Origin of the sequence: Leisingera sp. S132 (assembly GCF_025144465.1) — a bacterium.
Classification (GTDB): Bacteria; Pseudomonadota; Alphaproteobacteria; order Rhodobacterales; family Rhodobacteraceae; genus Leisingera.
Window position 1 is genome coordinate 1490124 of sequence record NZ_CP083553.1, and the last position, 24538, is coordinate 1514661.

General features: G+C 64.2%; 18 protein-coding genes, 1 tRNA gene and 1 pseudogene. 11 read left to right on the forward strand and 9 right to left on the reverse strand.

The window, feature by feature from the left end; genetic code table 11:
* Positions 1-36: 36 nt before the first annotated feature.
* Positions 37-1677, forward strand: a complete 1641-nt coding sequence (locus K3725_RS07335) for a BCCT family transporter (RefSeq protein WP_260018144.1) — start codon at positions 37-39, stop codon at positions 1675-1677.
* A 57-nt stretch (positions 1678-1734) separates the two neighbouring features.
* Here K3725_RS07335 and K3725_RS07340 read toward each other — a convergent pair whose 3' ends face one another.
* Positions 1735-2115 carry a VOC family protein gene (locus K3725_RS07340; protein ID WP_260018145.1) on the reverse strand — a complete coding sequence of 127 codons (381 nt, stop codon included), beginning with the start codon at positions 2113-2115 and terminating at the stop codon, positions 1735-1737.
* Between the two features lie 261 nt (positions 2116-2376).
* On the opposite strand from K3725_RS07340, the gene K3725_RS07345 reads away from it, so the two are divergent.
* From K3725_RS07345 to K3725_RS07385, 9 genes and pseudogenes are all read left to right on the forward strand, one after another.
* Positions 2377-3600 carry an aminotransferase class V-fold PLP-dependent enzyme gene (locus K3725_RS07345; RefSeq protein ID WP_260018146.1) on the forward strand — a complete coding sequence of 408 codons (1224 nt, stop codon included), beginning with the start codon at positions 2377-2379 and terminating at the stop codon, positions 3598-3600.
* A 23-nt stretch (positions 3601-3623) separates the two neighbouring features.
* Positions 3624-5048 (forward strand): deoxyribodipyrimidine photo-lyase, encoded by a 1425-nt coding sequence (locus K3725_RS07350; RefSeq protein WP_260018147.1) that lies wholly within the window; start codon positions 3624-3626, stop codon positions 5046-5048.
* A gap of 81 nt (positions 5049-5129) precedes the next feature.
* Positions 5130-6335, forward strand: a pseudogene (locus K3725_RS07355) (class I SAM-dependent methyltransferase).
* Positions 6336-6363: 28 nt separating this feature from the next.
* Positions 6364-6804 (forward strand): TrgA family protein, encoded by a 441-nt coding sequence (locus K3725_RS07360; protein ID WP_260018148.1) that lies wholly within the window; start codon positions 6364-6366, stop codon positions 6802-6804.
* Between the two features lie 29 nt (positions 6805-6833).
* Entirely contained in the window at positions 6834-7958 is a 1125-nt protein-coding gene (locus tag K3725_RS07365; protein WP_260018149.1) for a gamma-glutamylcyclotransferase, read from the forward strand.
* 68 nt (positions 7959-8026) lie between these two features.
* A complete protein-coding gene (locus K3725_RS07370) occupies positions 8027-9061 on the forward strand; it encodes a cysteine synthase A (RefSeq protein WP_260018150.1) in 1035 nt (344 codons plus the stop codon).
* Positions 9058-11508 carry a DUF3772 domain-containing protein gene (locus K3725_RS07375; RefSeq protein ID WP_260018151.1) on the forward strand — a complete coding sequence of 817 codons (2451 nt, stop codon included), beginning with the start codon at positions 9058-9060 and terminating at the stop codon, positions 11506-11508. The genes K3725_RS07370 and K3725_RS07375 overlap by 4 nt, the downstream gene beginning before the upstream one ends.
* Positions 11495-12220: an alanyl-tRNA editing protein gene (locus K3725_RS07380; protein ID WP_260018152.1), complete on the forward strand. Its 726-nt coding sequence runs from the start codon at positions 11495-11497 to the stop codon at positions 12218-12220. Before K3725_RS07375 ends, K3725_RS07380 begins: the two co-directional genes overlap by 14 nt.
* Before the next feature lie 80 nt (positions 12221-12300).
* Positions 12301-12390: transfer RNA gene (locus K3725_RS07385), tRNA-Ser, on the forward strand.
* Positions 12391-12473: 83 nt separating this feature from the next.
* On the opposite strand, the gene K3725_RS07390 is transcribed toward K3725_RS07385, so the two are convergent.
* On the reverse strand, positions 12474-12740 hold the full coding sequence (locus tag K3725_RS07390; RefSeq protein WP_260018153.1) for a hypothetical protein: 267 nt from the start codon (positions 12738-12740) through the stop codon (positions 12474-12476).
* A gap of 445 nt (positions 12741-13185) precedes the next feature.
* Between K3725_RS07390 and K3725_RS07395 the strand changes: the two genes are divergently transcribed.
* Complete coding sequence (locus K3725_RS07395) at positions 13186-15414, forward strand: Hint domain-containing protein (protein WP_260018154.1); 2229 nt, start codon at positions 13186-13188, stop codon at positions 15412-15414.
* 95 nt (positions 15415-15509) lie between these two features.
* On the opposite strand, the gene K3725_RS07400 is transcribed toward K3725_RS07395, so the two are convergent.
* The 7 genes from K3725_RS07400 to K3725_RS07430 form a co-directional block, all read right to left on the reverse strand.
* Positions 15510-16091, reverse strand: a complete 582-nt coding sequence (locus K3725_RS07400) for an NTP transferase domain-containing protein (protein ID WP_260018155.1) — start codon at positions 16089-16091, stop codon at positions 15510-15512.
* 252 nt (positions 16092-16343) lie between these two features.
* Positions 16344-18773: an FAD-dependent oxidoreductase gene (locus K3725_RS07405; RefSeq protein WP_260018156.1), complete on the reverse strand. Its 2430-nt coding sequence runs from the start codon at positions 18771-18773 to the stop codon at positions 16344-16346.
* Between the two features lie 108 nt (positions 18774-18881).
* The gene (locus K3725_RS07410) at positions 18882-20516 is read right to left on the reverse strand and encodes a hypothetical protein (RefSeq protein ID WP_260018157.1); all 1635 of its coding nucleotides are present in this window, start codon (positions 20514-20516) and stop codon (positions 18882-18884) included.
* A 13-nt stretch (positions 20517-20529) separates the two neighbouring features.
* Positions 20530-21840, reverse strand: coding sequence for an HlyC/CorC family transporter (locus tag K3725_RS07415; protein WP_260018158.1), 1311 nt, complete (start codon positions 21838-21840; stop codon positions 20530-20532).
* Positions 21841-21916: 76 nt separating this feature from the next.
* Positions 21917-22858, reverse strand: a complete 942-nt coding sequence (locus K3725_RS07420) for a site-specific tyrosine recombinase XerD (RefSeq protein WP_260018159.1) — start codon at positions 22856-22858, stop codon at positions 21917-21919.
* Position 22859: 1 nt separating this feature from the next.
* Positions 22860-24377 (reverse strand): hypothetical protein, encoded by a 1518-nt coding sequence (locus K3725_RS07425; protein ID WP_260018160.1) that lies wholly within the window; start codon positions 24375-24377, stop codon positions 22860-22862.
* Positions 24367-24516, reverse strand: coding sequence for a hypothetical protein (locus K3725_RS07430; protein ID WP_175392908.1), 150 nt, complete (start codon positions 24514-24516; stop codon positions 24367-24369). The genes K3725_RS07425 and K3725_RS07430 overlap by 11 nt, the downstream gene beginning before the upstream one ends.
* Positions 24517-24538 lie beyond the last annotated feature (22 nt).

Sequence of the window (24538 nt, forward strand, 5' to 3'; positions counted from 1 at the left end):
GTTTGCACGGCAAAGCATTCGGGAAAGGAGGCTGCAATGGCTGACGAAACCACCAATCAGGGTATCCCCGCCCCAGAGGGCGAGGCGGATATCATAGATACCGAATACGAGATCGGTCAGGACAATATCGAAACCCAGATCGGCCCGTTCGGGGTCGACATTCACAACCCGGTGTTCCTGGTGTCCGGGCTGGTCATCGTGGCCTTTGTGTTTTACGCGCTGGCCTTGCCGGAACAGGCGGGCGCCTTCTTCAACTGGCTGCGCCCCGCCGTCACCAGCAATTTCGACTGGTTCTTCTTCGGTGCCGCAGACCTGTTCGTTCTGTTCTGCCTGTTTCTGATCGTCTCCCCCTGGGGCAAGGTGCGCCTGGGCGGCAATGAGGCAATGCCGGATTACAATTACCTGGGCTGGTTTGCGATGCTGTTTGCCGCGGGCATGGGCATTGGCCTGATGTTCTATGGCGTCAGCGAACCGATGAGCCATTTCTCCACCGCCTTTGGCGGCACGACTGTGCCTGAGGGCGGCGGCGCCCGGACCGACTGGGCACCGCTGGGCGCAGCAGCGGGGGATGAAGCCGAGGCGGTGCGCCTGGGCATGGCCGCGACGATCTTCCACTGGGGGCTTCATCCCTGGGCCATTTACGCCATTGTGGCGTTGGCCTTGGCGCTGTTCACCTACAACAAGGGGCTGCCGCTCACCATCCGCTCTGCCTTTTATCCGATTTTCGGCGAGCGCGTCTGGGGCTGGACCGGCCATGTCATCGACATTCTGGCGGTCTTTGCCACGCTGTTCGGCCTCGCAACCTCGCTTGGCTTCGGCGCGACCCAGGCCAACGCAGGCCTGAATGAGCTGTTTGGCGTGCCGGCAGGCGCGACCACCGAGGTGATCCTGATTTCCGCGATCACTGCTGTTGCGCTGATCTCGGTCCTGCGCGGCCTGGACGGCGGCGTGAAGGTGCTGTCGGAGATCAACATGGGGCTCGCCTTCCTGTTGCTGGTGTTCGTGCTGCTGGTCGGTCCGACCGCCGCTATCCTGACAGGGTTTGCCGCCAGCCTTATGGCTTATGTCGAGTATTTGCCGGCACTGTCGAACCCTGTCGGGCGCGAGGATGTGAACTTCAGCCAGGGCTGGACCGCCTTCTACTGGGCCTGGTGGATCAGCTGGTCGCCGTTTGTGGGCATGTTCATCGCCCGCGTCAGCCGCGGCCGCACCGTCCGGGAGTTCGTGATCTGCGTGCTGCTGATCCCCAGCCTCGTCTGCGTTCTGTGGATGAGCGTCTTTGGCGGCACAGCCATTCAACAGGTGCTGTCTGACGGTTTCACCGGGGCGCAGGACGCGGCGCTTGAACTCAAACTGTTCAAGATGCTGGGAGAGCTGCCGCTGGCCGGGATCACCTCCTTTGTCGGCATCGTGCTGGTGGTGGTGTTCTTCGTGACTTCGTCGGACTCCGGCTCGCTGGTGATCGATACCATCACAGCAGGCGGCAAGGTCGACGCGCCGGTGCCGCAGCGGGTGTTCTGGTGCATCTTCGAGGGCGCCGTTGCCATCGTTCTGCTGCTCGGCGGCGGCCTTGGCGCGTTGCAGGCGATGGTGATCTCGACTGGCCTGCCGTTCACCGTGGTGCTGCTGCTGATGTGCTGGGCGATCTTCCGCGGCCTGCAGACAGAGGCACGCTAGGGTCGCTTGCCATGCGTGACAGAACACCCCGGCAAATCTGCCGGGGTGTTTGCCTTATCATCCGTTGTACTTGAAGAAGCCCAGCGAATTGCCATCCGGGTCGGTGGCATAAAAGAACCGCCCGGGCGGGATCTCGATGGTTTCCGAGACAACTTTGCCGCCTGCATCCGTGACCCGCTCCATCACGTCTTCCAGTTCGCCCTCGGCAGTCAGATGCAGGGTGGGGCCGCGGCCGTCGCCTGCGGGTTTGCCGGGATAGAGATGCAAGGCAACACCAGTTGCCTGATCCGCGGGTTTGAACATCGCAATCGGGTTCGGGCCGCTGCTGTCGATGCTCAGATCGGCCCCCGTCACTTTGCTGTAAAAGGTGACGGCCGCGTCCAGGTCGCTGACCGGCAGCTCGCCCCAGACCAGGAAATCCTTTGGTGTGAAAGCCATATCTAATCCTCCATGATGTGATGCCGCCAGATTGCCATGCCCTGATGACAGTTTCCGGCATCAGCCATACCGCTTGACCGGACCGCTACGGGTACGCTACGACCCTTGCGTTCTGCTCCGGCTTTTGCGCCTTGCAGGGCTGCCTGCGATCCCTCAATCCTTGTGCGGGAGCGCGGCTCGGCTGGAAGACCTGCCATGTTCGGGGTGATCCCTGGCATGTGCCGGTCGCCCCCTGAACCGCAGCGACTGAGGAGACACGCGATGAGCGTTTTGGATATTGATTTCGTCCGGGCACAGTTCCCCGCCTTTGCCGAACCCAGCCTTGAGGGGCAGGCGTTCTTTGAAAATGCCGGCGGGTCCTACACCTGCCAGCAAGTGATCGGCCGGCTGACCCGGTTCTACACCCAGCGCAAGGTCCAGCCCTACGCGCCCTACGAGGCGTCCCGTCTCGGCGGCGAGGAAATGGACGAGGCCCGCGCTCGCCTGGCTGCGCTGATGGGGGTTGCCACGGATGAGCTGAGCTTTGGCCCCTCGACCACCCAGAACACCTACGTGCTGGCGCAGGCCTTCCGCAAGCTGATGAAGCCGGGCGAGGCGATCATCGTCACCAATCAGGACCACGAGGCCAATACCGGCCCCTGGCGGCGTCTGGCAGAGGAGGGGATCGAGGTCCGCGAATGGCAGCTCGACCCGCAGACCGGCCATCTGGATACGGCACAGCTGGAAAACCTGCTGGATGAGAACGTCCGCCTGCTCTGTTTCCCGCATTGCTCCAACGTGGTGGGAGAGATCAACCCGGTGGCGGAGATCACCGCGCTGGCCCATGCCTCGGGTGCCTTTGTCTGCGTCGATGGCGTCTCTTACGCACCGCACGGCCTGCCCAACGTCGATGAACTGGGCGCCGACATCTACCTGTTCTCCTCCTACAAGACCTACGGTCCGCATCAGGGCGTCATGGTGATCCGCCGCGCGCTGGGCGCGCTGCTGCCCAACCAGGCGCATTACTTCAACGCAGGCGACCTCTACAAACGCTTCACTCCGGCAGGCCCTGACCACGCCCAGGTGGCGGCTTCGGCCGGCATGGCGGATTATTTCGAGTCTCTGGCGGCGCATCACGGCCACAGCGGCAGCGCCTCCGAAACCGGCGCCTTTGTCCACGACCTGATGCGCGCGCATGAAATCAAGCTGCTGCAACCGCTGCTGGACGCAGTGAAGGACCGCAACGATCTGCGCCTGCTGGGTCCGTCCACCGCCGGAAACCGTGCACCCACCGTGGCCTTGGCCCTCAGCCGCGCGGCTGAGCCGGTTGCGGCACAGCTTGCAGAACATGGCATCATGGCAGGCGGCGGCGATTTCTACGCCGTGCGCGCGCTGGAGGCGATGGGCATTGATCCAGCCGAGGGTGTGCTGCGTATCAGCTTCACCCACTACACGTCCGGGGCAGAAATCGCCAAGCTGATCGAGGCCTTGGACCGGGTGCTGTAACAGGAACCGCAAAAGGAAACGATATGAACAGCCGTGCCCCGGTCATCTGGTGGATCAGGCGGGATCTCCGCCTGGCAGACAATCCGGCCCTTACGGCTGCCGTGAACAGCGGCGCCCCGGTGCTGCCCGTCTATATCCTCGACGAACAGGAGTTGGCGCTGGGCGCGGCTCCCAAGTTCCGGCTTGGCCTCGGGCTGGACTGCTTTGCCAGGGCGCTGGAAAAGGCCGGATCGCGCCTGATCCTGCGGCGGGGTTCAGCACTTGCGGTGCTGCGGGAGCTGGCCGAGGAAACCGGGGCAGGGGCGGTGCATTGGTCCCGCCTCTACGATCCGCAGGCCATAACCCGTGACACGGAGGTCAAGCAACAGCTGAAGGCTCAGGGGATTGCGGCCAAGTCCCACGGCGGGCGGCTGCTGTTTGAACCCTGGTCTGTCGAGACCAAGACCGGCGGCATGTACAAGGTCTTTACCCCGTTCTGGAAATCCGTGCGGGTGCGCGATGTATCCAGCCTGCTGCCTGCGCCGGGCAAACTGCCCGCGCCGGACAGATGGCCTGCCAGTGACAGCCTGGCTGCGTGGAACATGGCCGCCGCGATGCGCCGCGGCGCCCAAGTTGTGGCCCGCTATTGCCGCGTGGGGGAGGCTGCGGCGCAGGCGCGGCTGGATGAATTTTTGGAAGACAAGGTCGTCGCCTACAAGGACCGCCGCGACTTTCCAGGCGAGGACGCCACTTCCGGCCTGTCGGAAAACCTCGCCTGGGGCGAAATCAGCCCGCACCGCCTGTGGCACCGGGGCCGCGCGGCAATGGAGCAGTCCAGCCAGGGAGCGGAGACCTTCCTGAAAGAGGTGGTCTGGCGCGAGTTTGCCTATCACCTGATGTATCACTCGCCGCATATCCTGACCGCCAGCTGGCGGCAGGAATGGCAGGATTTCCCATGGTCGCAGGAGGTGACGCCCGAAGTGCAGGCCTGGCAGCGCGGCCAGACCGGATACGGCTTTGTCGATGCCGCCATGCGAGAGCTTTTTGTGACCGGAAAGATGCACAACCGCGCCCGGATGATCGTGGCAAGTTTCCTCACCAAGCATCTGATGGCCCACTGGAAAATTGGAATGGACTGGTTCGCGGACACGCTGGTGGACTGGGATCCGGCCTCCAACGCCATGGGCTGGCAATGGGTGGCGGGCTCCGGCCCCGATGCGGCGCCCTTCTTCCGCGTGTTCAACCCGTCGGGCCAGCTGGACAAGTTCGACCCCGATGGCGCCTACACCCGCCGCTGGATAGCTGAAGGCCAGGGAAAACCGCCGCAGACTGCGCTGGATTTCTACGGCGCAGCCCCGCTGTCCTGGGGCCTTTCCCCGGACATGGCGCGGGCGGAGCCGGTCATCAGCCTGCAGGCAGGCCGGGACCGCGCGCTCACGGCCTATCACAACAGCCGTGAAAACGGCTAACGCATAGTTTCCTTGCCTCAAAGCCCCCTGCGGCCTAGCTTTTTGCCATAGCACGCCTGTTTCCTGCACAGGGGGAAGCGAATGAAGTTCACGTCCGTTGAGGGCCAGAAAGACCTGCCGCGCTACTTTCCGGCAGTGTTTGCCAAGGTAAAGGCCATGGAGGTCGGGCAGCTGGATATCCAGCTGCCGGACGGGCGCATTTTCACTGCCAGGGGCCGCAATCCGGGACCCGCGGCGGATCTGATCATCCACCACCCCGATTGCTTTGCCCGCCTGATCCGCGAGGGCGACCTGGGCTTCTCAGACGCCTATCTCGAAGGCTGGTGGAGCACCTCCGACCTGCAATCCTTTATGGATCTTGTGCATATGGGGGCCGATACCGTCTATGACGGATTTCCGGGCCAGGGGCTGGCACGCGCCTATGAACGCTTCCGCTTCTGGCTGCACCGCAACCACCGCCGCCAGGCAAGGAAAAACATCGCCCATCACTACGATCTCGGCAATGCGTTCTACCAGCTGTGGCTCGACGACACGATGACCTATTCCAGCGCCCTGTTCCGCAGCGGCCAGGACAGCCTTGAGACGGCGCAGACCGCCAAATACGCCTCCCTTGTGGATCAGATGGGGGTCAAGCCCGGCGACCATGTGCTGGAGATCGGCTGCGGCTGGGGCGGTTTTGCCGAATATGCCGCAAGCCAGCGCGGCTTGCGTGTCACCGGGCTGACAATCAGTAAGGAACAGTTAAGGTTTGCCCGGCAACGGGTTGAAAAAGCGGGGCTTTAAGATGCAGTAGAGCTGCGTTTGCAAGACTACCGCGACTGCCGGGGCCAATTCGACGGAATCGCCTCGATCGAGATGTTCGAGGCGGTGGGAGAAAAATACTGGCCCGCCTATTTCGGCGCGGTCCGGGACCGTCTAAAGCCCGGCGGCAAGGCGACACTTCAGATCATCACCGTCGCGGACCGGCGCTGGGAGGTGTACCGCAAGGGCGTCGATTTTATCCAGAAGCACATCTTCCCGGGCGGCATGCTGCCGTCCCCGTCAGTGCTGCGCGCCCAGGTGGAAAAGGCCGGGCTCGGTGTGGTCCGGTCGATCGAATTCGGCAGCAGCTACGACCAGACGCTCCGGCGCTGGCATGAGACCTTTAACACCCGGTGGGACCGGATCGCAGCCCTGGGCTTTGATGAACGGTTCCACAAGATGTGGAACTTTTACCTCACTTCCTGCGCCGCTGCCTTTAAGACTGGAAATTGCGACGTGACGCAGATTACAGTTGCGCATCGTTAACTGAACTGCGCCACGGAACTGACCTGACATGCCCACCGGAGCCCGCCTAGCCGCCGCAATTTCCCTGGCAACACTGGCGTTTATCGTTTCGTTTCTGGTCATGCCGCAGCTGCCCGAAGGCACCAACTTCGGATATTTTGTGCATATCAACGTGGTGCTGGGTCTGCTTTGCGGCTGGATCTTCATGGGCAAACGCGCAGGCCGCGGTGTTGTGCCGGCGATCAATAATGGACTGACGGGCATGGCCGTGCTGGTGTTGTGGGCGCTGTTCGTCCAGGGCGCCTGGGAAATGTTCCGGCTGGCCATGCGGCACCGCTACGGCGGCCCGTTTGAGGCGCTGTCGCAGATTTTTGTCATTGGCATGGAATACTTCTTTCTAATTGCCGTTCCGTCGGTGCTGATACCTTTGGTGGTCGGCGGGGCTCTTGCCGGCCTTGTGACTGAGAACGCTTCGCAGCGCTGGCGCTGAAAACATTCAAAAACAACAGGTTGTATCCCGTGGCTGATCTCTTTTTCTTTGGCACGCTGCGCCATTGGCCTTTGCTTGAACTGGTTCTGGGCCGCAGCCGGGACGCGCTGAAGGCGCAGCCTGCCAGACTGCCCGGTCACGGTGTCTATCAGGTGGCGGGCCAGCCTTTTCCCGCAATCGAGGAACGTCCGGGCGCCGTGGCGGAGGGTGTTCTGGTGCGGGACCTGTCGCAGGCCGATCTGGAGGCCCTGAATTTTTATGAAGGCGGCTTCGGTTACGCGCTAAAGCCTGTTGCCGTTGAGCTGGAGGACGGAAGCACGGCCGCGGCTGACGTCTATTTTCCGGAACCGGGGCTTTGGCAAACTGCGGAGCCTTGGGACCTTGCGGCCTGGGTGGCAGACTGGGGCGCGCTCTCCTTGCGCGCGGCTGAGGAGGTGATGGCCTATCATGGCCGGATGAGCGCTGACGAGGCGGCCCGCAGTTTCCCCTCTATCCGCCGCCGCGCCGCTGCCTGGCTGGCTGGCCAGGCCCGGCCCGGCGACGGGGTGCATGACCTTAGCCGTGATGTGATCGTTCATTCCCACAAGCGTGCCCATCTGAACTTCTTTGCGATGGAGGAGATGGACCTTCAGTTCCGCCGCTTCGATGGCAGCATGAGCCCGGTTCTGAACCGGTCGGCGTCGATGGCGGGCCATGCGGCCGTGGTACTGCCATACGATCCGGTGCGCGACCAGGTTCTGCTGGTGGAACAATTCCGCGCACCGCCCTTCATGATGGGCGACGCCTGCCCCTGGATGTGGGAGCCGGTGGCCGGCGTGATCGACCCGGGCGAGAGCGCCGAGGAGACCGCCCGGCGTGAAGCGGTGGAGGAAGCAGGCGTCACCATCCAGCATCTGGAAGCCGTTGCGCGCGGCTACCCCTCCAGCGGGGCGCTGGCGGAATATATCCATATTTTCATCGGCATAGCAGATCTTTCTGATGTGTCGGGCGGCGGTGGCGTTGCTGGCGAAGGGGAAGATATCCGCAGCAAGACCCTCAGCTACGAGGAGATGATGGCGGGGATCGACACGCAGGCCTACCAGGACATGCCGCTGATCACGGCAGCGCTGTGGCTGTCACGGCACCGTGATCGTCTGCGCGCAGAGCATTCCTGACCCGCTTCCCGCCTTGTGATCGGCAATCCGCTTGGATACACCATGGGGGAACGATCGAAAGGGATACCATGCGCATTGCACGCGATCTGGCTGATGCCGTCGGCCATACACCTCTTATCCGCCTGAACCGCGTCAGCGAAGAGACCGGCTGCGAGATCCTGGGCAAGGCGGAATTCATGAACCCGGGCCAGTCGGTCAAGGACCGCGCCGCGCTCTACATCATCCGCGATGCCATCGCCCGCGGTGATCTGAAACCGGGCGGCACCATCGTGGAGGGCACCGCCGGCAACACCGGCATCGGCCTGGCACTGGTCGGCGCCTCGATGGGCTTCAAGACGGTGATCGTGATCCCGGAAACCCAGTCCGAGGAAAAGAAGGACATGCTGCGGCTTGCTGGCGCGCAGCTGGTTCAGGTGCCCGCGGCGCCCTATAAGAACCCCAACAACTACGTGCGCTATTCCCAGCGCCTGGCTGAGAAACTGGCCAAGACCGAACCCAATGGCGCCATCTGGGCCAACCAGTTCGACAACGTCGCCAACCGTCAGGCCCATGTGGAAACCACCGGCCCGGAAATCTGGGAACAGACCGGCGGCAAGGTGGATGGATTCGTCAGCGCCGTCGGCTCTGGCGGCACGATTGCCGGCGTCGCCGAGGCGCTGCAGCCCAAAGGCGTGAAGATCGGTCTTGCAGACCCGATGGGCGCGGCGCTCTATTCCTATTACACCACCGGTGAACTGGCCTCTGAGGGCAGTTCGATCACCGAGGGGATCGGCCAGGGCCGCATCACCAGGAACCTCGAAGGCTTCACCCCGGACTACAGCTATCAGATTTCCGACGCCGAAGCCGTGCCCTACGTCTTTGACCTGCTGCATGACGAGGGCCTTGTGCTGGGCGGCTCCTCCGCGATCAACATCGCCGGTGCCGTGCGCCTGGCCAAGGAGATGGGGCCGGGCAAGACCATTGTGACCGTGCTGTGCGATTACGGCACCCGGTATCAGTCCAAGCTGTTCAATCCCGATTTCCTGCGTGAAAAGAACCTGCCGGTGCCGGAGTGGATGACCCACACGCCCGCATCGATCCCCGGTGTTTTTGAGGACGTATGACACCTTTTATAACCGCTTTGCGGACTCTGCTGCTGGGGCTGGTCCTTGTGACCGGCCTCGCAGTGCCTGCGCTGGCGCAGCTGACGGCTGAATCCCGCGCCTATTATCAGGACTGGCTCAAGACCGCGAACCGCGCGGAAGAAGTGATTGACGCCAGCCGCGCCTCCAGCGCCGCGCTGGAAGCCCTGCGCAAGGAGCTGACCACCTACCGTCAGCGGTTCCTGGAAGCGCGGACGGAAAACGGCGACCGTATCAAAACGCTCGAAGGCCAGATCAGCGCCCTTGGCAAGGCGCCGGAAGAGGGCGAGAGCGAACCAGAAGATATCGCTCAGCTGCGCGCCTCGCTGGAAGAGCAGCTGCGCGACCTGAAAGTGCCGCGCATCGTCTCCGAGGAGGCCTACAGCCGCGCCAACGGCCTGATTTCCGAGATTGACAAGATCATCCGCGAACGCCGCACCCGCAAGCTGCTGGAGCGCGGGCCCTCGCCGCTGAACCCGGAACACTGGCCCGGCGCGCTGCGCACCCTCAGCCGGTCGGCAAGCTCGATCTGGAACGAGACCGCCTCAAGGATCAGCAGCGCCACCACCGCCGAACGCATCAGCAACAGCCTGCCAGCGCTGCTGCTGCTCTTGGGAATTGCCGCGTTCCTTCTGCTGAGAGGGCGCCCCTGGGCCCACGCCGCAGGCGACTACCTGCGCCAGTTCGGCAGCAGCGGGCGCGGCGTCTGGGGCTTCATTGTGTCGCTGCTCGAAGTCATTCTGCCCTTCATCGGCATCATCTGCCTGGCCGCCGCGGTGGAGCTTTCGGGCATCCTCGGCAGCCGCGGCACGCTGCTGCTGGATTATGTCCCGGGCTGGGCGCTGCTGGTCCTGTCATTCCACTGGCTGGGCAACCAGCTGTTCTCCGGCCGCATCGAAAACGATCTGGTGCCGGTGCAGGAGGGGCGGCTGAATGAAACCCGGCTGATGGTCGATATCCTGGCGGTGATCCTGGTGATGCAGGACGCGCTGGTAAAGCTGGAAAACATCGAAACCATCCCGTCTTCCGTTCACGCAGTTGCCAGCTTTCCGCTGATCACGGCGGCGGCGCTGGTGATGCTGCGGCTGCACCGGATCGGGGTTAAACGCCGCCAGAAGCAGGCACCCGGAGCGGAGGAAGACGGTGCCATAGCCGCGGGCGCCAACCGTATCCTGACCTTCGTACGGCGCGCGACGTATCTTCTCGGCTTCATTTCACCGCTGCTGGCCGCGCTTGGCTATGTCAATGCGGCTGAGGCGCTGATCTACCCCGCGGTGTCCACTCTGGCCCTGCTGGCCGCACTGCTGGTGTTCCAGCGGTTCCTGGGCGATGTCTACGGCTGGCTGTCCGGCAAGGGCTCTGCCGCGCGGGAGTCGCTGTTTGCGGTCCTGATCGGCTTCCTGCTGGCCGCCCTGGCGCTGCCGCTGCTGGCCCTGATCTGGGGCGCGCGGGTGGCGGACATGACCGAGCTTTGGTCGCGCTTCCTCGAGGGCTTTCAGATCGGCGAAACCCGTATCTCGCCCACCGCCTTCCTGACGTTTGCGGTGGTCTTTGCCGCAGGCTACGCGCTGACCCGGCTGATCCAGGGCTCCCTGCGCAATTCGCTGCTGCCCAAGACCAAGATCGACCCGGGCGGCCAGAACGCCATCACCTCCGGCCTGGGCTATGTCGGCATCTTCCTGTCGGCAGTGATCGCCATTTCCATGGCAGGCCTCGACCTGTCCTCGCTCGCCATCGTTGCCGGTGCGCTGTCTGTCGGCATCGGTTTCGGCCTGCAGACCATCGTGTCGAATTTCGTCTCGGGCATCATCCTCCTGATCGAACGCCCGGTCTCCAAGGGCGACTGGATCGAGGTCGGCGGGCTGATGGGCTACGTGCGCGACATCTCGGTGCGCTCCACCCGGATCGAGACCTTTGACCGCACCGATGTGATCGTGCCCAACTCGGACCTGATCAGCGGAACCGTCACCAATTATACCCGCGGCAACACCGTGGGCCGGGTGATCGTGCCGGTGGGCGTCGCCTATGGCACCGAACCGCGCAAGGTCGAGGCGATTCTGACCGAGATTGCCAAGGCGCATCCGATGGTGCTGCTCAATCCGGCGCCTTATGTGGTGTTCCAGGGCTTCGGCGCTGACTCCCTGGATTTTGAAATCCGCGCCATCCTGCGCGACGTGAACTGGGTTCTGTCGGTGAAATCCGACATGAACTATGAAATCGCCAAGCGCTTCCAGGAAGAGGGGATTGAGATCCCCTTCATGCAGCGCGACATATGGATCCGTAACCCGGAGGCGCTTTCACCCGCTGGCGCAGCGCCTGCCAGCGCTGCCGGCAGCAGCCCTCCGGCCCCGGCAATGCCGCCCAAGCCGGATGTGAGCGATCTGCAGCAGGACCAGGAAGGAGAAGGGGAAGCCGATGCCGACAAGTGAACCGCTGTTCCGCAAGGACGCCTATGCCCGGATGACCGAGGCCGAAGTGGTGGCCCATTCCGATCAGGGCGGGATCGTGCTGAACCGGACATTATTCTATGCCACAGGCGGCGGCCAGCCCGGCGACAGCGGCCAGCTTTTGTGGGCCGGCGGCCAGTGCTCCATCGCCACCACGGTCAAGGGCGGGGAGGGCGCGATCATTCTGGTTCCGCATGAAGGCGAGGCGCTGCCTGCGGTGGGCACCACTGTGACCCAGACGCTCGACTGGGACCGCCGCTACGGCCACATGCGGGTCCACACCGCACTGCACCTTTTGTCCGTGGTGATTCCGCTGGAGGTGACCGGCGGCTCGATCGGCGCGGACAAGGGGCGGCTTGATTTCAACATGCCCGAGGCGCCGGAGGACAAGCAGGCGCTGCAGGAGCAGCTGCAGGCACTGATCGACCGCGATCTGGCGGTGACGGAGGACTGGATCACCGACGCCGAACTGGATGCCAACCCGCAGCTGGTCAAGACCATGTCGGTGTCGCCGCCGCGCGGGGCAGGACACGTCCGCCTGGTGCGGATCGGCACGGAAGACGAGCAGGTGGACCTGCAGCCCTGCGGCGGAACCCATGTGAAGCGCACCGGCGAAATCGGCCGCATCCGCCTTGGAAAGGTTGAGAAAAAGGGCAAACAGAACCGCCGCGTCTACCTGCATCTGGAGGCCTGAAAAAGTTTTGGGGGTAAGTGAAGTTTTTGCAGTTTCAGCCCTTGCATTTCCCCGGCTGATCCTTCAAAAGCCCCCTCAACGGAGAGGTGGCCGAGTGGTCGAAGGCGCACGCCTGGAAAGTGTGTAGGCGGGAAACCGTCTCCAGGGTTCGAATCCCTGTCTCTCCGCCATAACCCTGGCATTGATACTGATAACCTGCACCCGCGCGGCGGATGCCGCTGCGTATCTTCTGGCCTGAAGTGCCGGGTTTGACTCAATTTCCCCCGGTTTTTTCCTTGTTGTCCGGCGGGCGGTTCGCTGCCCCTTTGCTGCCATGATTCGTGCCTTGCAGGGTAATCTTTGGCCAATCCGGGAAACAAAATCCGCATATCGCACAGAATTGATTGCCGTATGACCCCCAATCTCCGGGCTGCGCTGCCACAATGGGGAAGGCGGCACAGGCCGCGCCTGGGAAATCCCGTGTTTCGAATATGGAAACCATTCCGGCGCTGAAACCGCCCATATATGGCGGAAATGGCATGTTTGGACCCGAGCGGCACGCTATTTTGGTGGAAAAATGGAAACAGTGACGCGTGCTCCCGCCGGTAACGGAACCCGATTTTGCGTCCGGGCGGCGAAATGAGGGGAATTTTAGGCAATTTTTTGTCTTTGTCGCCCGATCCGCCTAAAGTATTCATGATTCAGCCCATTGGGGGGGCATGTTCTGCAAGCTGCTGGACTGTGGTGGACTGCTAAAATTTTATTTTAAGTCTTCGTGCCGTGATAAGCGCACTCCACTGATCCGAAAAGCGACTGCAATCCGGCTGTGTGCTGCTTGAGCACGCAAACCAGAGCGCCTGTGCGGTCTGGCCCTCCTCCTGCATGGGCGGGTGTTTTTTTGGCGGCATTCTGCGTGGCTGCGCGACTGCCTGGCTGGTCCGGACGATGGGGCTTGGGACCTGCCCGGCGAGGAGAGGGTGAAGACTATGAGCGACGAAAATCCGAATCCGGAACTGGATGGAATCGTAGAGGGTACCGCAGGCAATGACCTGATTGACGGGGCCTATACCGGCGATCCGGAAGGCGACATGGTCGATAACGCAGACGCCATTGACCCGGCTGCCGGGCCTGATGACGACGTGATCGTTGCAGGCGGCGGAGATGATACCGTCTATGCCGGTTCGGGCAGCGACACTGTGGACGGCGGCAGCGGCAACGACTTGATCCTCGGGGATGGGGTTTCAGGTGTCACCGAACCTGTAAAGATCACCATCTCCTCGACCAGCGCGACTTTTCAGAACCAGGTCTTTGCCTACACCATCGACCCGGAAACCGGTGAGATCAGCAATATTGTCGTGCTTTCTGAAAATGCAAATGCGGATGTGGGCGAAACTTACACCTACGATGCGCCCGCCGGTGCGGTCATCGGCGTTGGCATCATCAGCCCGCAGGGGACCTTCTATTCCTCGGGTTACGGCGAGAATGCCGATCTGAACCCCGACGGGCTGGATCATACCAAAGGGATCTACGAGTTCCCCGATGGTTCGGTGCAGCTGGGGTTCGAGGATCTGCGCAATCTGGGCGACCGGGACTTCAACGACGTCAAGCTGATCATTGATCTGGGCACCTCCGGCACGACGCTGGACAACGCGCACTACGATTATTCTTCCGAGCCCGCGGACCCGGTTGTGCCGGGCGACGACAGCCTGAGCGGCGGTGAAGGCGACGACACCATCCTGGGCGGCGGCGGCAACGACACCATCGACGGCGGCGACGGCTCCGACTCGGTGGAAGGCGGCGACGGCGACGATGTGATCGACACGTCCAGCAGCAGCGGCACGCCACTGCCCGACCGCGGTTTCCCGGGCTACACCGGCACCGACCCGGATATTCCGTTCATCCCGGCTGATGCCGATCCCTACGACGACCGCGATACCGTTCTGGGCGGGGCTGGCAACGACACTATCTCCACCGGGGATGACGCCGACCTGATCGACGGCGGCACCGGCATGGATGTGATTGACGGCGGCATCGACGACGACACCATCGATGGCGGCGCGGATAACGATCTGATCACCGGCGGCGAGGGATCCGACCTCATCGAAGGCGGCAGCGGCAGCGACACCATCTATGGCGGCCTTGACCCGGCTTTCCCGGACGGGCTGAACATCACCGATGACGGCAGCGATGGCCGTCCTGCGGACCCGGATCCCACCAATGGGATGGACACGATCTATGGCGGCGCCGGCAACGACGTGATCTATGGCCAGGATGACGATGACGAGATCTATGGCGGCACCGGCAATGACACCATCGATGCAGGCATCGACGATGACTATGTCGAGGGCGGTGACGGCAATGACCTGATCACCGGCGGCCAGGGCGCTGACACGCTGTCAGGCGGTGACGGCCGCGATACCTTCATCGGCGGCACGGCTGGCGACGTTGTTGACGGCGGCTCGGGCGGCGATGACTTCGACACTCTGGACCTGACAGGCAGCGGCCCGTTTGAACTGACCGGCGTCACGGTTGATCCGGATGGCAACAGCCTTTCAGGGACCGTGAACTTCCTCGATGAAGACGGCGAAGTGACCGGCTCGATGACCTTTGGCGAGATCGAGCAGATCATTCCCTGCTTCACCCCGGGCACGCTGATCGCAACCCCGCAGGGGGAGCGCAAAGTCGAGGACCTGCAGGCCGGTGACCGGGTGATCACCCGCGACAACGGCATTCAGGAAATCCGCTGGGTCGGCACCCGCACGCTCAAGACCGCAGAGCTGAAAGGCGCCGCGCATCTTCAGCCGGTTCTGATCCGCCAGGGCGCCCTTGGCAACGGCCTGCCGGAGCGTGACATGATGGTCAGCCCGAACCACCGGGTGCTGGTCGCCAACGACAAGACCGCGCTTTACTTCGAGGACCGCGAAGTGCTGGTTGCCGCCAAGCATCTGACCGGCCTGGCGGGCGTGGACCCGGTGGAGGTCGCCAGCGTGACCTACATCCACTTCATGTTCGACCAGCATGAGGTTGTGCTGTCCGACGGCGCCTGGACCGAAAGCTTCCAGCCCGGCGACCAGTCCCTGCGCGGGCTGGACAATGCACAGCGCAATGAACTGTTCGAACTGTTCCCGGAACTGAAATCGCAAAAGGGCCGCGATGGATACACCGCCGCGCGCCGCTCCCTTCGGAAACACGAGGCGCATCTGCTTGTGCACTGAAAGGTGCAGCTGCCGTCTTGGGGGAGTCGGTGGATAAGAGCGTAGCGCAGGAAGGCAGGGTCTCGGCCCTGCCTTCTCTGCTTTCAGGCGGTCAATCAGCGGCTCCGGCGCCAGGCTGCCCAGTCTTGCGGCGTGTCCAGATCGGTAACCGCGTTGCGGCCGGGCAGCGGCACGGTCTGCACCGTTTCACCCGTCAGGATGCTGCGCGCGCCCTGATCGCCCTGCAGGCCTTGCAGCGCCTCGAAGCAGCGCCGTGGGAACAGCACCGGGTGGCCCGGCGTGCCGTCCTCTGCTGCGGCGCGCAGGATGGGGTTGTCCGGACCGTCGAAATGCGCTGCGAGGTGCAGCATGTCCTGCGCAGTAATCTCCGGCATGTCGGCGGGCAGGATCATCACCGCTTGCGTGTCTTCCGGCAGCGCCGCGGTGCCGCGGCGGATGGAGGCGGACATGCCCTCCGCCGCGTCCGGCACCGGAACCTGGATTGCATCGCCTGTTGCTGCCGCCCGCGGATGGGACGGGCCGGGCAGGGTGGCGTAGACCGGCAGCCCGGTCAGCGCGGCGCGGCGGCACATCAGGCTGAGCAGGGGCTGGCCGTCCACCACCTCCATCAGCTTGTCTCGGCCCTGCATCCGGGAGGAGGCGCCGGCGGCGAGCAGGAGAATGGCGATGGCAGTCATGACTGGTCGAACCTCGGCGCTGTGCCGGGCTGATGGATGCCTCCGGCGGGGATATTCTTAGCCAGATGAAGAGGCGGATCCAGTGAAAGCCGCATAGGTCAGCAGGATTGACCGAATGTTTCGCGCGCGAAACATTCGGGTGCCGGCACTGACCTATGTGTTGCGCGGGTTTCGCGGCGTCAGCGTGCGCTGCTGTGGCAACAGCGTGGATTCAGGTCAGGCGGGCTGACCTGAATCCGGTGCTTTCGGGCCTCAGCCCCGCATCCGCGCGCCGTCTGCGTCGAACAGCGGCTGGGTGATCAGGCGGGCCTTGTACATCTTGCCGAGGATTTCGATTTCCACCTCCAGGTTTTCCTTGGCTGTCCCCGTGGGGACAAACCCCAGCGCGATGGATTTTTGCGCGTGGTGCGAATAGCCGCCGGAGGTGCAGAAGCCCACGACTTCGCCGTCCAGCCAGATCGGCTCATAGGCGACCACATCGGCGTCATCCGCCGCGACCTCAAAGGCGCAGAGCTGGCGGGCGGGGCCTGCCTCACGTTCGGCCTCAGCTGCGGCGCGGCCGATGAAATCCGCTTCCTTCTTGAAGGAGATGAAGCGGTCCAGCCCGGTCTCTGCTGCCGTATAGTCGGGCGAAAACTCCCGCAGCCAGGAGCCGAAGAATTTGTCCAGGCGCAGGGACATCATGGCCCGCATACCAAAGGGCTTCATGCCGTGCGGCTGGCCTGCATTCCACAGTGCATCCCACAGGGCGCGCTGGCTGGGCAGGTCGCAGTAGATCTCATAGCCCAGATCGCCGGTGTAGCTGACCCGCTGCACGATGCAGTCGGCCATGCCCACGGTCAGGCGGCGCACATCCATGAAGCGCATGTCCGAGATGTCCCGGCGGGTACAGGCCTGCAGCACCTCGCGGGCTTTGGGGCCTGCGATCTGGAAGCCGTTGCGGGTGTCGGAGATGTTTTCCAGCTGAACGCCGTCGTCCAGGTTCTGCAGGAACCAGCGCATGTGGTAGGCCTGCGAGCCGTAAGAGGCGGTGAGCTGGAACTCTTCCTCCGCCCCTGATTTTCCAAGACAGGAGATGGTGAAGTCGCCGATCAGGCGGCCCTTGGGCGACAGCATCGGGGTCAGCGACAGGCGGCCTGGCTGCGGCACCCGGCCCGCCATGATGCGGTCGAGCCAGGCGCGGGCGCCGGCGCCTTTGACCAGGTACTTTCCGAAGTTGTGGACCTCGTTGATGCCCACGCTTTCGCGCACCGCCTTGACCTCGCGCGCGGTGGCCTCAAAGGCGTTGGAGCGGCGGAAGGAGGGGGTCTCGTAGCGCGGCTCGTCGCCCTCAGTGAAGTAGTTCGGGACCTCCATGCCGTATTGCGCGCCCCAGACCGCGCCCATGCCGTCAAAGATGTCATACATCGGGGTGGTGCGGAACGGGCGGGCCGCGGGCAGCTCCTCGTTCGGGTAGGCGATGGAGAAGCGTTTCTGATAGTTTTCAATGACTTTGGGCCGGGTGTAGCCCGGGGTGATCCAGTCGCCGAAGCGGGCGCAGTCCATCGCAAAGGTATCGCGCTCGCATTCGCCCTCAACCATCCATTGCGCGAGCATCAACCCGACGCCGCCGCCCTGGGAGAAGCCGGCCATAACGGCGCAGGCGGACCAGTAGTTGCGCATGCCGGGTACCGGGCCGACCAGCGGGTTGCCGTCGGGGGCAAAGGTGAAGGGGCCGTGGATCACGGATTTGACGCCTGCGGCCTCCAGCGCGGGGAAGCGGTTGTAGGCGAAGGCAATGGAATCCTCGATCTTGTCGAAGTCATCGGGCAGCAGCTCGTGGCCGAAGTCCCAAGGCGTGCCGTCCACCGCCCAGGGTTTGCAGGGCTGTTCGTAGAAGCCGATGCAAAGACCGCGGCCCTCCTGGCGCAGGTAGCTTTCGCCGGCCGGGTCCATCACATGCGGGTGCTCGCCGCCGCCGTCGATGATTTCGGCGATCATCGGCACTTCGTCGGTGACGATATACTGGTGCTCCATCGGGTGCAGCGGGAAGTAGACGCCCGCCATGGCGCCGACCTCGCGCGCCCAGAGACCGCCTGCGTTGACCACATGTTCGGCGTGAATAGTGCCTTTGTTCGTCACCACATCCCAGGTGCCGTCCGGGCGCTGGTTGGTCTCGATCACCTTGCAGTGGGTTTCAATTGTGGCGCCGCCCATGCGCGCGGCCTTGGCATAGGCGTGGGTTGTCCCCGAGGGATCGAGGTGGCCGTCGAGCGGGTCGTACAACCCGCCGATGATGCCGTCCACGTTGGTGACGGGGGCGATCTTCTTGATCTCTTCGGGGGAGACAATCTCGGTTTCCAGCCCCATGAAACGGTGCTTGGCGCGTTCCGCCTTCAGCATGTCGAAGCGCTCCTGGGTTTCGGCCAGGGTGACGCCGCCGACGTGGTGGAGGCCGCAGGACATGCCGGTGATCTCTTCCAGCTCTTTATAGAGCTTGATGGTGTAGCCCTGCAGCGCCGCCATGTTGGTGTCGCCGTTCAGCGTATGGAAACCGCCCGCCGCGTGCCAGGTGGAGCCGCTGGTCAGCTCCGAGCGTTCGATCAGCATGACGTCGGACCAGCCGAGCTTGGTCAGGTGGTAGAGGACAGAGCAGCCGACGACGCCGCCGCCGATCACTGCCACGCGGGTGGTGGTTTTCATGGATCCCTCCCAGAACAGGTGTTTCCCGCATTCTGGACAGAAGTGAACAGTAGTCCAGAAGAAAAACGGCATAGTGTGCCGCTTATGGGCTGCAGGAGGGCTTCGGCGTTACTCAGAGGTGCGGAAGCGGCTGTTCTGGATGAGGAAAATTGCCGTCAGCGGGGCGGCCAGGAGAATGACGCCAACGGTGATCAGCAGCATGCCGAGCTGGGAATAGTCGGCGGCTGTGGTGACGGCACCTGCCGAATCTGTGACTTCACGGGTCACCACGAAGATCTCGTTCAGGTACTTGGTGCCGAGGCTGGAGGCCGAGAGCGCCAGGTTGGTGAAGGAGGCCATGACCGCAAAGAAGGTGGCCTTGAGCCCTGAGGGGGCGTTGCGGGCGATCCAGGCGAGCATCGGGATCATCGCAACCTGGCCCAGCGGCGATTCCACTGCAGTGTCGACGATGGCAATGAAGCGGGCGTCGACAATGCCGCCGGTCATTGCGGCGGTCCAGTGGTGGGCACCGTAGTAGAGCGCGATGTTGGGCAGGCTGAGGACGGCTTCGGTGATCGCCAGGAAGGCGACGATCCAGGCAATCGGGCGGCTGGCCATCAGCGGGCGGAAGATCAGCATCCCGGCCAGCGTCAGCAGTGAGGTGATGAGCGAGAGAACCGAAAGGAACTGCTGGTCGAACCCCAGCACGTCGATCTCAAACCAGGTGGCACCGGGGCCGCGCAAGGGGGTGGCGCGGTAGACGAAGATGATGATGGCGGTGCCAATGAGGGCGCGGGCGTGATCGGTGGGCAGCACCGCGACAAGCTGGCGCATCAGGAACAGGACGATGGCCATGGATCCGGCGAAGACGATTTCCTGCGAGTAGGGCACATCACCGAGGCCCACGGCCAGCGACAGCGCCACAAAGGCGCCGCCGCCGATGAAGTACCAGTGGTTCGGGGTGACCGGCTCTCGCGGGAGGTCGATGCGGCTGCGGATTTCGGTTTCGTCCAAGCCTGCGCGGCGCAGCACGGTGGTCTTGCGCCATTTCTGCCAGATCGCCAGCGCCACGCCGGACAGGGAAATCACCGGGATCAGCAGGGCGAGGGTGAAGACAAAGCCGTAAAGCGCGCCCTTGTCGGCTTGGGGCAGGGTATCGGCGCCGTCAAACAGCGCGACATTCAGCGCGGCGGCGGCGCTGGAGCCGCCGATCAGCGCGATGCGGCCGAAGGTCTGCATGGTGGTGTGCAGGGATTTGGTCTCTGCTTCTGGCAGGGGATTGCCGTCCGCATCCGCATGCGGCACGGCCTCTACCGACATGGCATCCGCCACCACGTCCTGCAGCACGAAGCCGCAGGGCGCCAGCAGGGCCGCGGTGACGTACCAGGCGCCCAGCGGCATCAGCGCGCTCATCATGTCCGGCTGCAGCACGATGGCGGCCAGAATGCCATAGCTGGCAGCCATCAGCACGGCGCCCGCGAGGATCAGCAGGTATTTCCAGCGCCAGATCAGGTCGACCAGATGGCCCAGCGGCATCTTCAGCGCCCAGGGCAGCCCGACCCAGAATGCCAGACCGGCCAGAAAGGCAGCGGAGAGGTCGAGGTATTCCTTGACGTAGAACGAGGCGGCGACGGTGCTGATGCCCTGCGCGCCATAGGCGAAGTAGATCAGCAGTGGCGGCAGGAAGGACCAGCGCAGCTGCCGGAACAGCTCCAGCACGATGCTGTCGAACCAGCCCCAGGCCAGTATTGCCGCACGGGTCACCGCCGCCCTCCTGTCAAGAGAGCGGCCGGATTTTCAGCTCGGTCACGCGGTTGCCTTCGCGCGCCGTGACCTCAAAGCGGAAGCCGTGGAAGGAGAACACCTGGCCCTTGACCGGGATCATCTGCGCCTCGTGGATCACCAGGCCCGCAACGGTGTTGGCCTCGTCATCCGGCAGGCTCCAGTCGGTGGCCCGGTTCAGGTCGCGGATGGTGGTGGCGCCTTCGACGAGATAGGAGCCGTCGGCGGTCTTTCTGGCGACGCTTTCCTCCGCGGGGTCGAATTCGTCGGTGATCTCGCCGACGATCTCTTCCAGGATATCCTCCAGCGTGATCAGGCCTTGCAGGGCGCCGTATTCATCCACCACCAGTGCAAAATGCGAACGCATGCGCAGGAACTGCCGCATCTGTTCGTCCAGGGTGGTGGTTTCGGGCACGAAGTAGGGGGCCTTGGCCACTTCCGCGATGTCAAAGGACTTCAGCCGGCCGGAATCTCCGCCCGCGCCGCCGGCCTGTTCGTACATCGCGCGGAACAGGTCCTTGGCGTGAACCACACCGATGATGTTCTCCTGTTCGCCGCGAAACACCGGCAGGCGGGTGTGCTGGCTGTGCAGGCATTGCTCCAGGATGGTTTCAGGTTCTGCGTCCGCATCGACCATTTCGATGTGGGAGCGGTGCAGCATGATCTCCTCGACAAAGCGGTCGGAAAGGTCGAGCGCGCCCAGGATGCGGTCGCGGTCTTCCTTTTCGACCACACCTTCGGAATGGCCCAGCTGCAGGGCGCCCGCGATTTCCTCGCGCACCGCCATGATGTGGCTGTCCGGGTCGATCTGCACGCCAAAGACCCGCAGCACGCCGCGCACGAACAGCCGCACCGCGCCCACGATCGGCGACAGGATCATGACGAGGATGCTGATCGGTGCCGACACTGCCGAGGCGGCCTTTTCGGCGTTGGAAATCGCGTATGTCTTGGGCAGGACCTCGGCAAAGACGAGCACCAGCAGGGTCATCACCAGCGTTGCCATCGCCACACCGCCTTCACCGAAGATCCTGGTGAACAATGCGGTGGCGAGCGACGCTGCGAGGATGTTGACAACGTTGTTGCCCAGCAGAACCGAACCGATCAGGCGCTCATTGTCTTCGGTAATGAACAGCGCGCGCTGAGCCCCGCGGGAGCCCTTGTCGGCCTGGGCGCGCAGCTTGCCGCGCGACGCGGCGGTCAGTGCGGTTTCCGAGCCCGAGAAGAAGCCGGAAAAGACGAGGAGCAGCACGATGGCCCCGGCAGTGGTCCAGAAGGCGCTGTCGAGAACGGTGGAGGCGGTGTCCATGAGAGGGCAGGTGTCCGGTCTGTTGATTGTTCGCAGTATTTATGGGGTCTTAGCCCCGCCGCTTCAAGCGTCGCGGTTAATCGCGGCGGGCCAGCGGGTGATGTTCGAGCACCAGTTCCTGCAGCCGCGCATCCAGCACATGGGTGTAGATCTCTGTGGTGGCGATGTCGGCATGGCCCAGGAGCGCCTGGATTGCGCGCAGATCGGCGCCGTTTGCCAACAGGTGGGTGGCAAAGGCATGGCGCAGGGTGTGCGGCGTCACCTTGTCCGGGGATATGCCGCCGGTCACCGCCAGTTCCTTGATCAAGAGGTAGAACCGGTGGCGGGTCAGGTGGCCGGATTTGCCGCGGGACGGGAACAGGAAACGCGAGGCCGGGTGCCCCTTGGCTTCGCGCTCTGCTTCAACGCCGTCGCGCACCAGCAGCCACTGCGCCAGAGCCTCGCGGGCGGGCGGCGACAGCGGCACCATGCGTTCCTTGCCGCCCTTGCCCAGGATCAGCAGCATCCGCGGGTCGCCGCGGGCGGCGGACACCGGCAGCGAGACCAGTTCCGTGACCCGCATGCCGGTGGCATAGAGCAGCTCCATCAGGCAGGTGTTGCGCAGCCGGTCGGCCTCTGTCCGGCCGGTCTGGCGGGCGGCGTCCAGCAGGCGGTCGACCTCGATCACTTCAAGGGTCTTCGGCAGCCGCTTTTCCCGTCCGGGGCCGCGGATCTGGATCGCGGGATTGTCCTCGCGCCAGCCTTCCTCAAACGCGAAACGGTAGATCTGCTTGACCGCCGACAGCCGCCGGGCCCGGGTGGAGCGGGCCAAACCTTGCGCGTCGCAGTTGATCAGATAGGCCTCGATATTGTCCTGAGTGGCGGTCAGGAAACCAAGCTTGCGGTGCTCCAGCCAGGCGGTCAGATCCTTGAGGTCGCGGCCATAGGCCAGGAGCGTGTTCTGCGAGGCGCCGGTTTCCGCCGCCTGGGCATCCAGGAAGGTGGAGATCCACTGGAAATTGTCGCGCGGGGCTGCCATGTCAGCCGTGCTCCAGCAGCATCAGCTGAAGGGCGGCGCGGCGGGCGGTGTCCTCCAGCCCGACGGCGCGGAAGGCGGCGAGGGCGGCGGTGAGATCGCCAAGGTTGCCGTCGGCGCCCTGGGCAAACAAAACCATGCTGCGCAGGATCGCCTCGCCCAGCTGGCCGTTGTCCAGCAGCCGGCGGATGGCGGGCGGCGCGGCGGCCTCCGCGGCAAACCCCAGCGAAATGGCTTCTGCCAGCGGTGACGGTGCGGCGGCATCGCCGGGGCGGCCTTGGGCGAGTGCGGCCAGGAAATGACCGGCCGCGCCGGAGGCCTGTGCGTCATGGGCGGCGGTTTCGTAGGCTGGCGACAGCAGGCGGATGCGCCAGGCGAGCTGAGCCGCCGGTCCTGTCAGCTCTGCGCGCGCCAGCGGCTCGGCAAAGAGATCCGCAAAGACGGTTTCGGTGCCGGCTTCCTGCATGGCCTGCCAGGCGCGGGGCAGGGATCTGGCAATCGTGTCAGGACTGCCGGACCCCAGGTCGTCCTCAAGTTTCTGCACCGCCGAGACCCGGTCCCAGATGCCGCCGGAGGCGGCGGGTTTGCGGGCGCTGAACAGGCCCAGGTACTGGTTCGGGTTGAGCGCGCCGGCGCGGGCCAGCCGCTCTGCGGCTTCCAGCTGCGCCTTCCAGCCGGCAATGTCGCGCAGGTCGGCGGCGGCAAAGGCCGGCGGCAGCGGGGCGGTGGGCATGCTCTCGCCAATGGTTTCAAACAGCCGGAAGGTCAGCGGGTCAGGATGCGCCGGGCGGCGCAGCGGCGGGGCCAGTTCGAACAGGTCCGGATTCAGGAACCTGTCGAGCAGATCCATCTGCTCCCTGGGCAGCAGCTCCAGCGCGTGGGCCGTTTCCAGCATCAGCGCCGCGGTCGGCCAGTCGCTGCGCCGGGCTGCGCAGAATATCCGCACGGCGTAGCTGTCCGACAGATGCGGTGACGCGGTGAGGGCCGCGCAGGAGGCATCCTCGCTGCCAGTCAGCAGGGTGGCGTCGAACCAGCGGGCAAAGCGCTCCTTGCTGTCCGCCGGGCCTGCGTGCTCCACCAGCGCCTGCGACGGGTCGGTGGCCCCCAGCGCCAGCAGCCGGTCGAGCCGGGCCAGCAGGATCCGGTCGCCAGTGGCGGCGGGCGGGCGGGTTTCCGACAGCAGCAGGGTGAACAGCAGCGCCTGCATCGCCGGGCTGCCGCGCACCGGCACGGTTTCGATCAGATGGGTGATGTCATCGGCGGAACTGCCGCGCCAGAGATCGGCAGGCAGGCCGGTTGCGGCAGCAGGCACCAGCCCGACCGGAGGCAGCAATGTCTCCAGCGGCGTCACCGATATTTGCGGCAAAGCGGCAGTGCCCGCGACGGGCGGCTCCAGCAGCACGGTGCCGGGCAGCCCGACACGGGGCGCCGGCTGGTTGAGCCAGTCAATTGCCGCCAGCGGTTCATTGGCAAGCGCGCTGCCTGCCAGCATCACCCCGGCGGCAGCCGCCTTAATCCGCATTCAGCACCACCGGTTTGCGCACTTCGCTGCTGGGCGCGCTGAAATCGGCGCCGAACCAGGGGCCGACATAGGCGTAGCCCACCAGCCCGATTGCAGCCAGAACCAGCAAGTAGACCAAATACTTAATCAATCGCCCCATAGCGCATCCAATGCCTGTTTCC